Origin of the sequence: Joostella atrarenae, assembly GCF_021764745.1 — a bacterium.
Classification (GTDB): domain Bacteria; phylum Bacteroidota; class Bacteroidia; order Flavobacteriales; family Flavobacteriaceae; genus Galbibacter; species Galbibacter atrarenae.
The window spans coordinates 80,959-94,457 of the sequence record NZ_JAETXX010000005.1 but is presented as its reverse complement, the minus strand read 5'-3'; the positions used below and the strand labels follow the sequence as shown (position 1 = coordinate 94,457).

General features: G+C 32.3%; 14 protein-coding genes. 7 read left to right on the top strand and 7 right to left on the bottom strand.

The features are described from left to right. Position 1: 1 nt before the first annotated feature. Positions 2-427, bottom strand: coding sequence for an organic hydroperoxide resistance protein (locus JM658_RS09475; protein ID WP_236959015.1), 426 nt, complete (start codon positions 425-427; stop codon positions 2-4). A gap of 93 nt (positions 428-520) precedes the next feature. On the opposite strand from JM658_RS09475, the gene meaB reads away from it, so the two are divergent. The 5 genes from meaB (at position 521) to JM658_RS09450 (ending at position 5,289) form a co-directional block, all read left to right on the top strand. Next, positions 521-1,600, top strand: coding sequence for a methylmalonyl Co-A mutase-associated GTPase MeaB (meaB, locus tag JM658_RS09470; RefSeq protein ID WP_236959014.1), 1,080 nt, complete (start codon positions 521-523; stop codon positions 1,598-1,600). A gap of 69 nt (positions 1,601-1,669) precedes the next feature. After that, a complete protein-coding gene (locus JM658_RS09465; protein WP_236959013.1) occupies positions 1,670-2,383 on the top strand; it encodes a glycosyltransferase family 2 protein in 714 nt (237 codons plus the stop codon). After that, the gene (locus JM658_RS09460) at positions 2,384-3,007 is read left to right on the top strand and encodes a lipid-A-disaccharide synthase N-terminal domain-containing protein (RefSeq protein WP_236959012.1); all 624 of its coding nucleotides are present in this window, start codon (positions 2,384-2,386) and stop codon (positions 3,005-3,007) included. Further along, positions 3,000-4,634 (top strand): ArnT family glycosyltransferase, encoded by a 1,635-nt coding sequence (locus JM658_RS09455; RefSeq protein WP_236959011.1) that lies wholly within the window; start codon positions 3,000-3,002, stop codon positions 4,632-4,634. Before JM658_RS09460 ends, JM658_RS09455 begins: the two co-directional genes overlap by 8 nt. Further along, positions 4,624-5,289 (top strand): hypothetical protein, encoded by a 666-nt coding sequence (locus tag JM658_RS09450; RefSeq protein ID WP_236959010.1) that lies wholly within the window; start codon positions 4,624-4,626, stop codon positions 5,287-5,289. Before JM658_RS09455 ends, JM658_RS09450 begins: the two co-directional genes overlap by 11 nt. A gap of 303 nt (positions 5,290-5,592) precedes the next feature. Here the strand turns inward: JM658_RS09450 and JM658_RS09445 are convergent, their stop codons facing one another. Further along, positions 5,593-6,441: a VOC family protein gene (locus JM658_RS09445; RefSeq protein ID WP_236959009.1), complete on the bottom strand. Its 849-nt coding sequence runs from the start codon at positions 6,439-6,441 to the stop codon at positions 5,593-5,595. A 97-nt stretch (positions 6,442-6,538) separates the two neighbouring features. Continuing rightward, positions 6,539-8,047, bottom strand: a complete 1,509-nt coding sequence (locus JM658_RS09440; protein ID WP_236959008.1) for a carboxypeptidase-like regulatory domain-containing protein — start codon at positions 8,045-8,047, stop codon at positions 6,539-6,541. A gap of 239 nt (positions 8,048-8,286) precedes the next feature. Here JM658_RS09440 and lpdA point away from each other — a divergent pair, with 239 nt between their 5' ends. Together lpdA and JM658_RS09430 are read left to right on the top strand one after the other, a co-directional pair. Then, positions 8,287-9,678, top strand: a complete 1,392-nt coding sequence (gene lpdA / locus JM658_RS09435; RefSeq protein WP_236959007.1) for a dihydrolipoyl dehydrogenase — start codon at positions 8,287-8,289, stop codon at positions 9,676-9,678. Positions 9,679-9,998: 320 nt separating this feature from the next. Continuing rightward, positions 9,999-10,619, top strand: a complete 621-nt coding sequence (locus tag JM658_RS09430; protein ID WP_236959006.1) for a porin family protein — start codon at positions 9,999-10,001, stop codon at positions 10,617-10,619. Between the two features lie 94 nt (positions 10,620-10,713). Here the strand turns inward: JM658_RS09430 and JM658_RS09425 are convergent, their stop codons facing one another. The 4 genes from JM658_RS09425 to JM658_RS09410 all read right to left on the bottom strand — a co-directional run bounded on the left by JM658_RS09425 (position 10,714) and on the right by JM658_RS09410 (position 13,428). After that, positions 10,714-11,463 (bottom strand): Dph6-related ATP pyrophosphatase, encoded by a 750-nt coding sequence (locus JM658_RS09425; protein ID WP_236959005.1) that lies wholly within the window; start codon positions 11,461-11,463, stop codon positions 10,714-10,716. A 47-nt stretch (positions 11,464-11,510) separates the two neighbouring features. After that, positions 11,511-11,927, bottom strand: a complete 417-nt coding sequence (aroQ, locus tag JM658_RS09420; RefSeq protein ID WP_236959004.1) for a type II 3-dehydroquinate dehydratase — start codon at positions 11,925-11,927, stop codon at positions 11,511-11,513. 93 nt (positions 11,928-12,020) lie between these two features. Beyond that, positions 12,021-12,608 (bottom strand): porin family protein, encoded by a 588-nt coding sequence (locus JM658_RS09415; protein WP_236959003.1) that lies wholly within the window; start codon positions 12,606-12,608, stop codon positions 12,021-12,023. Between the two features lie 253 nt (positions 12,609-12,861). Next, complete coding sequence (locus JM658_RS09410; protein WP_236959002.1) at positions 12,862-13,428, bottom strand: porin family protein; 567 nt, start codon at positions 13,426-13,428, stop codon at positions 12,862-12,864. Positions 13,429-13,499: the final 71 nt, after the last annotated feature.

Genomic DNA, 13,499 nt, shown 5'->3' with positions numbered 1-13,499 from the left:
ATTATACCATTAAATTTAATGTTACATCTATATTGTCTTCGGTTGCTCTAGAATAAGGACAAACTTCATGCGCTTCGTTAACAAGCTCTTCCCCTACCTCTTCATCTATTCCTGGTATGGTTACGTCTAAGACTACTTCTAGTAGAAAACCTCCCAATTCAGGATGCTTTCCGATTCCTACAGTAGCTTTTACATCAAAATCAGTTCCTATATCTACCTTTTTTTCTTTAGCTACATGTTGCAATGCGCTTCCAAAACACGCAGAATAACCTGCTGCAAATAGCTGCTCTGGATTTGTAAATTCACCACCATTACCTCCTAATTCTTTAGGTAATTCTAGCTTCATATCAATTACTCCATCGTCGCTTTTTACGTGTCCTGCTCTTCCGCCAGTGGTCGTTGCACTAGCCTTATATAATGCTTTCATTTCTATTTATTTTTTAATTTAACCCTAATATACCCTTAATAAGACAGAATATCACAATATTAGTTATTAAATTTGTTTTAAAATTTTGCCATTTTGCCTACCAAAAAACCACATAAATCCACTTTAAAAGACAAAGAAGGTATTTCTATAAACGAAATAACAAATGCAGCTGCTATTGCTAAATTTAAAGCTAGGAGAAGTGAAAACATTTCAGCAGAAAAATTGGCTTCCTCTATTATTAATGGAGATACCATTGCTTTAAGTCGCGCCATAACACTTATAGAGAGTTCTAATCCTGAGCACACAGAAAAGGCTAATGCGGTTCTAAACTTATGCCTTCCGCATGCAAATAATTCCATTAGAATAGGAATTACAGGGGTCCCTGGAGTTGGAAAAAGTACTTTTATAGAGGCTTTGGGAAACACCATTGCTAATAAAGAAAATAAACTTGCTGTTTTAGCAGTAGATCCAAGCAGTTCGGTTACAAAAGGAAGTATTTTGGGAGATAAAACCCGCATGGAAGACCTCGTTAAAAATGAGCATGTTTATATCCGCCCTTCACCAGCAGGATCGTCTTTAGGGGGCGTTGCTCAAAAAACTAGAGAAAGCATTATTTTATGTGAAGCCTGTGGTTTTAAAACTATTTTTATTGAAACTGTAGGTGTCGGACAAAGTGAAACTGCTGTTCATAGTATGGTAGATTTTTTTTTATTACTGAAGTTAGCCGGAGCTGGAGATGAACTTCAAGGAATTAAAAGGGGGATTATAGAACTTGCAGATGCCATTGTTATTAATAAAGCAGATGGAGATAACCTGAAAAAAGCAAAAATTGCAAAAACAGAATTCAATAGAGCACTCCATCTTTATCCACCTAAAAAAAATGGTTGGATTCCTAAAGTGCTTTTAACTTCAGCTACTGAAAACATAGGAATAGAGAAGGTTTGGAAACTCCTTGAAGAATATATACAAAAGTCTAAAAGTGATGACGATTTTATAAACAAAAGAAAAGAGCAGAATAAATTTTGGCTCTATCAAACTATTAATGACCATATAAAATCAAACTTCTATCAGAATAAAAAAATCAAAGAAGCCTTAGAGATACAAATAAAAACAATCGAGCTTAATAAAACAACGCCATTTGCGGCAGCTCAATATTTACTTACTTTATTATAATTATTGCGCTAAATACCTACCTTTGCAAATCTTTTGTCTCAAAAAGAGCTCAAAAAATAGTTTAGATATATGGATTACGAGTTTACGATAATTGTTCCGGTTTATAACGAAGAAGACAATCTTGATAGAGTCGAAAAAGAATTTATCAAATACTTCGAAATAGCAACAAAAACTACGAAAGTACTTTTTGTAAATGACGGTTCTAAAGATAAAAGTCAGGAACTTATAGAAAGTATCTGTGCTCGTTCTCCACATTTTGAATACATCTCTTTTTTAGAAAATAGAGGATTAAGTGCCGCTATTAAAGCGGGGTTTGATTATGTTGACACTCCTCTTTTAGGATACATTGACTCCGACTTACAAACAGCTCCTGAAGATTTTAATCTTCTTTTAAATCATACAGAACATTATGATTTGGTAACGGGAGTACGTGCAAATAGAAAAGATTCATTCGTTAAAAATATGTCTTCTACCATTGCTAACGGAATTAGAAGAACATTTACGCATGATGGAATGGACGATACTGGTTGCCCGCTAAAAGTTATAAAAACAGACTTTGCAAAACGTATTCCAATGTTTAATGGATTGCATCGTTTTTTACCTGCAATGATATTACTGCAAGAAGGTAAAATTATTCAGATTCCAGTACAACATTTTCCACGTATCGCAGGAACCGCAAAGTTTGGTTTTTGGAACCGATTAATTGGTCCACTTCAAGACTGCTTTGCTTATTTATGGATGAAGAAAAAATACATAAATTATACCATCGCTAAAAAGGGATAAATGGCAAATTGGATTATATATTCCATAGGTTTCCTAGCACAAATACTCTTTTCGGGAAGGCTTATTTATCAATGGCTAGCTTCAGAAAAAAGTAAAAAAGTACTAACTCCTTCTTTATTTTGGAAATTAAGCCTATTCGCTTCTTTTCTATTATTTGTTTATGGATGGCTAAGAGATGATTTTGCTATTATGCTAGGGCAAATGCTCACTTATTTTATTTATATAAGAAATTTACAGTTGCAGGGAGAATGGCAAAAAGCTCCAAAGCTACTTAGAATATTTTTACTTATTTTTCCAATCCTTATCATCGTTTATGGTTATAACAACAATGCTTATGATGTTGATGATTTGTTTAAAAATGAAGATATCCCCTTTTGGTTACTAACTTTAGGAATTGTAGCGCAAGTGCTATTTACCTTTCGGTTTATTTACCAATGGATCTATTCAGAAAAAAGAAAAGAATCCTCACTACCAGCAGGTTTTTGGCTTTTGAGTCTGGTAGGCGCTTTACTTATATTGAGTTATGCCATCTTCAGAAAAGATCCTGTACTTTTAGTTGGGCATTCTTTAGGGACTATTATATATGCCAGAAATCTATTCATTCTAAAAAAACAAAATGATTGATTATATAGAAAAAAATACAGTTAAGATTATTCTTTTTGTTTGTATCGCCATCTTCTTAACCAATCTTAATGTGATTTACGTTAATATTATGGAAGCTCGTAACTTCGTCACTGCACGAGAAATGCTCCATAATGGAAATTGGATTCTTACAACTATGAACGATTTTCCTAGGTACGAAAAGCCTCCTTTTCCAACATGGCTTACCGCAATTAGCGCTAGTTTGTTAGGTGTTCATAATTTATTTGCTTTACGCCTTCCAGCAGCACTATCTGCAATTATATTAGTCTTCTTTGTATATAAAATATCAAACTTACTTTTCAACAATAAAAAGCTAAGCTTCTATGCTTCATTAATTCTCGCAACATCATTCTACATCATTTTTTCTGGAAGAAATGGACAATGGGATATTTTTACCCATAGCTTTATGTCTATTAGTATTTATTATTTAATAATGATGCTAAAACATAAAGAGCATTTGTGGCGAAACTCGCTGATTTCTGGGGTTTTCTTTGGAATTGCTTTTTTGTGTAAAGGCCCCGTTTCTTTATATGCATTATGGCTACCTTTCTTAATCGCTTACGGAATAACCTATAAAGAAGAAGTTAAGAAAAATAAAGTTTTACCATTTGTTATTAGCCTCATATTAGGACTACTTATTGGTATTTCTTGGTTTGCATATGTACGTATTGCAGACCCACAATCGTTTCTTGATATAGCAAAAGAAGAGGCTGGAAATTGGACAAGTTATAATGTGCGCCCTTTTTATTATTACTGGAGCTTTTTTACCCAAAGTGGGATATGGACAATTCCTGCTTTTGTAGCCTTACTTTATCCATACCTTAAAAATAGAGTTAGCGATAAAAAAGGTTATACATTCACTTTTGCATGGACAATGGCTTCCGTTATTTTACTTTCTATTATCCCTGAGAAAAAGTCAAGATATTTATTGCCTGTTCTTATTCCGATGGCACTTAACACTGCTTTTTATATTGAATATTTAATCCTTCATTTTAAAGAGCTAAAAAAAGGAGAGCGTTTTCCAGTTTACTTTAACTTCGGATTAATTGGATTGATTGGAGTAGCATTTCCTATCGGGGGATTTATATTTTTAAAGGATAAACTCGAAGGTTTTTATTTAAGCTTTATAGTAACATCAATATTTCTTTTTTCTATTGGAATATGCATTTTTTATTTTCTGAGGAAGAAAAAAATGGCGCAGGTATTTTACCTTACTATTTCGTTTATTATGACCATTCTAGTTTTTGGTTTCCCACTAGCAAAAACATTTAATACCAACTATCATTATAACAACATTGAAAACCTAAAAACAAATTTAAAATTATACTCTTTAGGAGAGCCCTCTCCGGAGATGATTTGGCATTTAGGGAGAACTGCACCAGAAATAAAACACGGGTCACACCTAACTATACCTGAAGAAAGTGTCTTTGGGATTTTAGTTAACAAAGATAATGAAGAAGAATTTAAACGTATCTTTGAAGATAAATATGTTGTAGAATTCATCGAAGAATATGATGTTAACTATACAGCAAATCCAGGCGAACGCGCATATAAAAACCGATTAACAAGCAATTTTTACATTATTAAAAAAGTTAATTATGACAATTAATAAAACCGAAAAATTAGGATATGCTTTTCTAGCAATCATTTTTATTATTAGTTTATATTTAGGATTTAGTAATCCAGAATATTTTAATAATACATTTGCCGCTGAAGATAAAGCGGTAGAATCTGGAACTGCAATTATGCTATTATTCATTAGTTTACTTTGCTTATTCCGTTTATTCACTATCAGCAAAGGAAAACCTATTACTTGGAAAATTGGCGTGTTCCTTTTCGCTTTATTGTTCTTTTTTGGTGCTGGAGAAGAAATCTCTTGGGGACAACGTATTTTTGGAATCGAATCTGGAGATTACTTTTTGCAAAATAATGCACAAAAAGAAACCAATTTACACAACTTAGTTGTAGAAGGAAAAAAGATAAACAAGATCATATTCAGTCAATTATTAATGGTAGCAATGGTTATTTACCTATTGGTTTTACCAGTATTATACCGCAAAATGGAATGGGTAAAAAACTTAGCTGATAAATTCGCCGTTCCTGTAGTAAAATGGCACCAAACAATTGCTTTTATAGCTTCAACTATTTTGGTTGCTATTATCCCTCCAGATAGAAAGTGGGAAGTTTATGAACTTGCTTTTGGAGTGATTTTCTTTTTGATATTCCTATATCCATTAAACGGATACATTTATAATAAAGAGTAAAACATTTTGAGTTAATTAAACTCAAAAATGAAAATAAAAATGACTAGTTCTTAGCTGAACTAGTCATTTTTATTTTAGACCAATTTGAAATCGTCAAACTTATATTAAATTATCTGCGCCCTCCTCCATAAACTCCAACGCCAACGCTAGGCACTACTCTTGGACCATGTGAGCCCCAAACAACATCTACTCCTGCATGACTAGAAATATGTGCATTAGCACAAGATGTTATACTTAGAACTGAGAAACATATAAAAACGAATGCTAAAAATGTTATTACTTTTTTCATCTGATTTGATTTTCTTAATTATTATAATTCTGTAAACAAACGGTTGCTCCATTAGGATCTTCAAATACAACAATAGTTCCTTGCCTAACATTCATATCTGGTTTGATATAAATATGTGCATCGGTTTGTTGCAAAGTTTGATATACCCCGTTAATATCAGAAATTTTAATATATGGCACCCATTGTGTATTTGCACCTTTTAGCGGATTATTCATCATTCCCGCTACTTTTTTATCATTGCTGTCATTAAAAATCCAATAACTCCTGTCATCATCTTTTGTCAAAGTAACTTCAAGATTAAGCACTTTGGTATAAAAATTTATGCTTTTATCAATATCTGTACTCCATAATTCTTCCCAAATCCACTTTCCTTCTACATTTTCTAATAACGACATAGCTGGATTGTCAGTTTGAATAAATGACATTTTTTCTCCCAAAGGACCCTCCACTATTACTTGCTTTCCTATGTTTTCTCCTATTGTGAACTTGTCGATTATAACACGACCTCCATTGGTTTTAACGCTGCTTATAGAAGCATCTATATTATTAGTTTTTACAGATGATATCCATGTCGAAGCATCCGCATTTTTTATTTCTATCATACTTCCAATGGGTTTTCCATTATTAGAAATAATACTAATGTTTTGACCTTTCTTATTAATATCCTTGAAAGTCCACTTACAAATTTTAGCATAAAAGGCTTTAGATTCACTAATATTCGGAGTCACTAGATTATACCATACAATCCCTCCATTTGTTTGCAAATATGTTTCTGCAACAGGAATTGGCGCCTCATAACTTCTTGAAAAGCCAAACTGAACGGTTAGCAATAATGCTACAAAGGCAATAAATTTTTTTCTCATAACTTATTTTAATTTAATCTATAATAGTAAAGTTATACAAAAAAAGTAACTTAATCACTTGATTTACACAACGTATCACCTAATCATAAAACATTCATCAATCAATACTTTTAAACTCTTTAATAGCTTCGTTTGGTGCTATAATATTATATCCCTCCCAAAATGAAGAGTCATAATCTGGCAAATATGTTGGAATTACTGTAGGTTCAGGAATAAATTCTTCAAACTGTTGTTTATCGACTGGATTACTTTCAAAAACTACTAATTCAACTTTAACTGAATTCTGAAGTGTAAAATCGACATCTGTTGCTATCTCATTTTGCTTTCTTCTACCTTTTACATTTTTATTCTTTTCAATAATAGTTACAGGTCTATCAAAACCTACTATCTCTCCACTATTTTCTTCTAGATATTTTAAACTATACTTTCCTCTGTCATTTTTAGTATATAGAAATGTTCCTTTTAAAAGGTAATCCTTATATGAAACTCCAAAGAGATTTATATTTTTTAAAGGTTTTACATTTTCATAATCTAGTCTTACAATAGCATAATCATCAGCATTCACATACATCATTCCTTTAAAATCTGCTCCTCCATCTGGCACAAAACTTATTTTATACACCAAGTCGTCTTTTAAGTACAATAGCTCTTCCAAAACAAAATCATACTTCCTTGACTTATGAATAAAATTTAGGTCGCTATCTTCATATATAAAATTTCTCTTTAAAATTATATTCATATAAGAAGATCTATATTTTAAAAAGTTCTCTTTTCTCTCTTTCTCCTTCTTGAGTTTGGCTTCCATAAGTGTATCCAACTCTTTATCAGCAAAAACTGATGAATCGATATCCGATTTCGCACCAATAAGGCCTGATTTTATTTTAAAGTAAGAATCGCGTTTTACATGCTTTCGCATTATATTTTGTAACTTCTCTTCTACTCCTTTAAATGAAAGCTGATTATTTTTATCATATAATTCTGAAGCTTTTAAAATCGCCAATTTAGAAGTTTGGTTATCTTCCTCCATTTTGACATAAAGGTCTCCTAAAATTTCAGTATGATACGACGATTTACTTGGTACCGCCATTATTAAACTGTCTGTAAACTGCTGATTAATTTCTGGAATTGAGCTTTCTTTTATCTTTACACTTTTATTTTGAACATTGGTATAGTCTGAAGTTCGAAAAAATACTTTTTGCTCAACATAGTCAGTATCATAATTCATTTCTAAACTATCTTTCACCCTGTCTAAAATTTCTTCTACTGAATAATTTTTATTCAACAAAACAATCTCATCAAGCTCTATTTCTTTTGTCTCTAATTGAATAATTTTATCAGAAAAATCATTAGCAGCATAACGAACTTCATTATAGCCTAAACAACTTATAAACAAGGAATCAGTCTCAGAAATCGCCTCATCTATATACAAAGTAAAGTCTCCTGTATCTGAGCTTATTACTCCATTCTTGTCATTATAAGAAATGGTAACAAAAGGAATGGGTTCTTGAGTTTTGGCATCTACAACCTTGGCTGTAATCGCTTCTTGAGAGAACAAATTATGAAGCGCTATTAAACAAAAGAAAAATGATAAGTAAATGTGTTTCATATAATAGATTTTAATCGAAAATAGCATATATACTGAATAATATACTCTCTTTTATAGTTTTGTTAGGTCAGTTTTATAACTATTTAACATCTTCTATAAAAAGTACATATCGTTATAATAATCACCAATTTGTACTCGTTAATTAAGAACCTTCCAATTTCTCAAAAAAATTTACCCTTTAGAAAGTTATTCCGTAACTTCGTAACCGCAAAATTTCAGATAAATAAAAAATCTACGATATGAGTAAATACGATGTAATCGTTTTGGGTAGTGGTCCAGGAGGATATGTAACTGCCATTCGCGCTTCGCAACTCGGTTTTAAAACCGCTGTTATTGAGAAGGAAAGCCTTGGAGGTGTATGTTTGAACTGGGGATGTATCCCTACAAAAGCCCTTTTAAAATCGGCTCAGGTATTCGAATACTTAAAACATGCAGACGATTACGGTATCAAGGTAAGCGATGTAGACAAAGATTTCGACGCTATTGTAAAAAGAAGTCGAGGTGTCGCTGAAGGAATGAGCAAAGGAGTTCAATTCCTAATGAAAAAAAATAAGATTGATGTTATCCAAGGTTTTGGAAAACTAAAATCTGGAAAAAAAGTAGACGTTAAAGATAAAGATGGGAAAACTACTGAGTATAGTGCAGACCATATTATTATAGCTACTGGTGCTCGTTCTAGAGAATTACCAAGCCTTCCACAAGATGGTAAAAAAGTAATTGGATACCGTGAGGCTATGACACTTCCTAAGCAACCTAAGAAAATGATAGTTGTTGGTAGTGGAGCGATTGGTATTGAGTTTGCTGGTTTTTATAATTCTATGGGAACTGAGGTTACCGTTGTAGAATACCTACCAAACATTGTTCCTGTAGAAGATGAAGATATCTCTAAACAATTAGAGAGAAGCTTCAAAAAAGCAGGAGTGAAAATAAAAACTTCAGCAGAGGTTACTAAAGTAGATACTTCTGGAAATGGAGTAAAAGCAACCATCAAGACTAAAAAAGGAGAAGAAGTTTTAGAAGCTGATGTTGTTCTTTCTGCAGTTGGAATTAAAACCAATATCGAAAACATTGGTTTAGAAGATGTGGGAATTTCTACAGACCGTGATAAAATTTTAGTTAACGATTACTACCAAACTAATATCCCAGGATATTATGCCATTGGAGATGTTACTCCTGGACAAGCATTAGCACACGTTGCATCAGCAGAAGGAATTCTTTGTGTTGAAAAAATTGCTGGAATGCATGTAGAAGCTTTAGACTACGGTAATATTCCTGGATGTACTTATTGTACACCAGAAATCGCTTCTGTAGGGTTTACCGAAAAACAAGCTAAAGAAAAAGGATTTGACATTAAAGTTGGAAAATTCCCATTCTCTGCAAGCGGTAAAGCAAAAGCTGCTGGAACACCAGATGGTTTTGTAAAAGTTATTTTTGACGCGAAATACGGTGAATGGCTAGGTTGCCATATGATTGGTGCTGGCGTTACTGATATGATTGTTGAAGCTGTTATTGCAAGAAAGCTAGAAACAACAGGACATGAAGTACTTAAAACAGTTCACCCTCACCCAACAATGAGTGAAGCTGTTATGGAGGCTGTTGCAGATGCTTATGATGAAGTAATTCACCTGTAGTATTATATAGTATTAAAACATATATTTTCTAAATGCTGTTTGAGTATATACACTCAAACAGCATTCTTTTTATGCCCTAAAACGAACAAACTTCTTACATGTAAAGTCTCAAGAAAGATGTTTTAACATCCCTTTAATTCAATATTAACAGTATTTAACAGCATAAAAGCCGCACATAGAGACTAAAAATATGTTAATTTTTTTCTATAAAACACTGACAGATAATACTCTATAATATTTTTTATAAAACGTGATTAAAATCATTATATAGAAGTATTTTTTCTACATACATTTGCTGTCGAATTTAAAAAATATCGAACATGAAGAAATTATTTTTTATTGCAGTAGCTGTATTTGGTTTTATAGCTACTACAAACGCACAAGGTTTTAATTACGGTATTAAAGGGGGAACAAACTTCTCTAATATTAGTGGAGACAATGGTGATGTAGACAATGCTAGAGTTGCATTATACGGAGGTTTATTTGCTGAATATGCATTTTCTGATAGAATTTCTATTCAACCTGAGGTGTTGTACTCTTCACAAGGAGCTCATGAAACTTTTAAAACTTTTGATGCTTCTGGAGTTAACTCTTTAGAAACTACAGTAAGATTAGAGTATTTAAATGTACCTGTTATGCTTAAGTATAGAGTGTACAAAGGTTTAAATGTTCAAGTTGGGTCACAAGTTGGATTCCTTTTAAATGCAGAGCAAGAAGTAGAAAGTGGAAGTAACGGTTACGAATTAGCTGAAACAACAACAAACATCAATGAGTTTGTAACAGATGTGAACTTTGGTGTAAACTTTGGTTTAGGGTATGAACTTAATAACGGACTTTTCTTTGACGGACGTTACAACCTTGGAGTTATTGATATTGCTCAAATGGACAATCAAGAGTTTAAAAACCACACATTCCAAGTTGGGTTTGGTTATAAATTCTAGAAATCTATAAACTAATATTGAATTTTACTTAATTAACGTTTTCATTTATAGATTTACATGCCCCGTAGAGATTTCTTTACGGGGCATATTTATTTTATTCGGGGAGTAAGTCACAATACCAAAAAGAAGTGTCCCATGTTACTTCTTTCTCATCTTTAAAACATTCATCGTCCTTAAAACAGTTATCATTATTACTCTTTGTGGGTGTATATGTTTTAAGAACCTTTTCGCCTATCTTAAAAGAAACTGGCGACTTAAATAACGGGCCATCAAAGACAAACGTGTGGAATTCTCCATTTTCTCCACAGACATCTACCCCAGCTGGTAAATCGTCAATAAATTGCTGATCTATAATTCTCCCTACAAAAGATTCATCTAATAACTTAGCGTTAACACTCACAGTGATTGCTTTAAATCCAAGCGCTATAAAATCTTCAATCAAAGCTTTGGTATCTATTTTCCATAAAGGGAATTCAGATTTAACACCAACCTCTTGTAATTTCTCTTCACGATACGTTTTTAAATCTTCTAAAAAAATATCTCCAAAAACAGCATTTGTATAACCTTCTGACTTTAATTCGTTCATCGCTTGTTTCATTGTGCTGTCATATGTTGACATAGAAACATTTCCTGATAAAGCAATTGTTTTTAAAGGAATCCCAATATTTTCTACTTGCTTAAATAATAATTCGTTCCGAAGCCCGTGCATAGAAACCCTATCTAAATCCGAATTTATAGTAGTAACCAATTTATCGATTGTAAAGTTAGGATTCTTAAGTATTTTATATAAAGCCAAAGCACTGTCTTTTCCTGTGCTCCAATTAAAATAAGTTTTATAAGGCATATATGAGTATTATATATTAGGGGAAAGCTATTTTAAGCTTTTGTTTATTAATTCTGAAAACTTTGAATAGCCAAATCATAACTCTGCATCCCGAAACCAAGAATAACTCCTTTTGCATTTGGAGATATGTACGATTGATGACGGAATTCCTCTCTACCGAAAGTATTAGATATATGAACCTCTACAACCGGCGTTGTAATACCTTTTATAGCATCTCCAATACCAATAGAAGTATGAGTATACGCTCCTGCATTAAGAATAATTCCATCATATTCAAAACCTACCTCATGTAACTTATTAATCAATTCTCCCTCCACATTCGATTGGTAATATGCTATAGAAACTCCTTTAAATTTTTGCTGAAGCACTCTCATATAATCTTCAAAAGTTTGCGAACCATAGATTTCAGGCTCTCGTTTCCCTAATAGATTCAAATTTGGTCCGTTGATAATGATAAGTTTCATGTGGTAGTCTTTTCCGTAAAAGTAAAAAAAATTAGCATAAAAAAACGGAAGCCAATGCCTCCGTTTTAAACTAATTCTATATTGTTTGCTATTCTAGAAGAAGAACCCTGCCCCTACTTGGAAAACACCATTATTCTGGTCATAATCATCAGATAAATCACCATCAAGAATATTTGATAAACCCCAATTATAACGACCATTCAAAAATAATCCGTTATCAAATTTATATCCGAGTCCAAAATTCAATCCAAAGTCAACACTACTGTAACTTCCATCTAAATCTAGGTCAGCATCAAATTCGTCACCATCATAAGAAACCTCATCATTAACAAGGAACCCTATCTGTGGACCCGCTTCTAAACTTAATCCATCAGCAACATAATATTTTGCCATCAAAGGAACATTAATGTAATCTAGCTTAAGCTTAACTTCTTCACCTAGAATATCCTGTTTCCCTCCTTGAGAAGAGTACAACACCTCTGGTTGAAAAGAGAACTGTTCGCTTATTGGGATTTCTGCGACAGCACCTACATGGAAAGAGGTTCTTGTGTCTACATTATCTGTTTCATCTCCATTAATTTTTGCAAAGTTAAATCCTCCTTTTGCTCCAAATTGAACGTCTTGAGCTTGAGATATTGCAAACGTTCCTATAGCTAATACTGCTAAAAAATATTTTTTCATTCTATTATTTTTTATTGGTTTATAGTGCTAAGCTATTCAATCGGACTACAAATTCGTGTTATCAGATTGTTAATTACTTACTAATGTTTCTTAAAATAGAAGTCAGTTGTTTTACTATAAATTAAGAATTAAGGATACTTTATTCTACTTTTCCAATAAAAAAATAAAAGCGTATAACTTTAAATAATATTATAATGATTGATGCTCTCTAGGTGCGAAGTGGAGCCTCACACTTATAAAAATTGACAGATAGTTACTTAAAGAAATAGCCTACTGAAAACTGAAAAACAGCATTTTTAGCGTATTCATCTACATTTGTAAGTCCTAAATTATAACGAGAATTCAAGAAAATACCATTGTTAAACTCATACCCTAAACCAAAATTTAAACCAAAATCAACAGTGTTATAATCTGGATTTAAACTATCGAAATCTTGCCCATTATATGACCAATCATCACTAACTAAAAAACCTACTTGTGGTCCAATCTCTAAACTAAAATTTGGAAGTGCATAATATTTTGCCATCAAAGGCACATTAATATAATCAAGCTTAACTGTAGCGTAATCATCGGTTAAATATATTTTTCCTCCTTGAGATGAATAAAGAAGTTCTGGTTGAAAAGAAAATCTATCGGAAATAATATACTCTCCAACAAGACCAACATGAAAAGAAGTTCTGGTTTTATAGTCACTTCCAGATTCCGAAACATATAAGTCTGAAATATTAACCCCTCCTTTTGCTCCCCATTTAAATTCTTGAGCATTTCCATAAAAAGTAAAAGCTAGCATAGTTATCGCTAGGAATAAATAATTTTTCATTTGATTGATTTTAAATGTTTAAAAAACTAAAATATAGATTTTTTACTAAGAGAAATGATAAATAAATCATA

Coding starts and splice junctions, on each gene's coding strand:
- JM658_RS09455 (WP_236959011.1), top strand. CDS start 3,000: ATGATTGATTATATAGAAAAAAATACAGTTAAGATTATTCTTTTTGTT.
- JM658_RS09465 (WP_236959013.1), top strand. CDS start 1,670: ATGGATTACGAGTTTACGATAATTGTTCCGGTTTATAACGAAGAAGAC.
- JM658_RS09440 (WP_236959008.1), bottom strand. CDS start 8,047: ATGAAACACATTTACTTATCATTTTTCTTTTGTTTAATAGCGCTTCAT.
- JM658_RS09415 (WP_236959003.1), bottom strand. CDS start 12,608: ATGAAAAAATATTTTTTAGCAGTATTAGCTATAGGAACGTTTGCAATA.
- JM658_RS09450 (WP_236959010.1), top strand. CDS start 4,624: ATGACAATTAATAAAACCGAAAAATTAGGATATGCTTTTCTAGCAATC.
- JM658_RS09475 (WP_236959015.1), bottom strand. CDS start 427: ATGAAAGCATTATATAAGGCTAGTGCAACGACCACTGGCGGAAGAGCA.
- lpdA (WP_236959007.1), top strand. CDS start 8,287: ATGAGTAAATACGATGTAATCGTTTTGGGTAGTGGTCCAGGAGGATAT.
- JM658_RS09425 (WP_236959005.1), bottom strand. CDS start 11,463: ATGCCTTATAAAACTTATTTTAATTGGAGCACAGGAAAAGACAGTGCT.
- JM658_RS09445 (WP_236959009.1), bottom strand. CDS start 6,441: ATGAGAAAAAAATTTATTGCCTTTGTAGCATTATTGCTAACCGTTCAG.
- JM658_RS09460 (WP_236959012.1), top strand. CDS start 2,384: ATGGCAAATTGGATTATATATTCCATAGGTTTCCTAGCACAAATACTC.
- JM658_RS09410 (WP_236959002.1), bottom strand. CDS start 13,428: ATGAAAAATTATTTATTCCTAGCGATAACTATGCTAGCTTTTACTTTT.
- aroQ (WP_236959004.1), bottom strand. CDS start 11,927: ATGAAACTTATCATTATCAACGGACCAAATTTGAATCTATTAGGGAAA.
- JM658_RS09430 (WP_236959006.1), top strand. CDS start 9,999: ATGAAGAAATTATTTTTTATTGCAGTAGCTGTATTTGGTTTTATAGCT.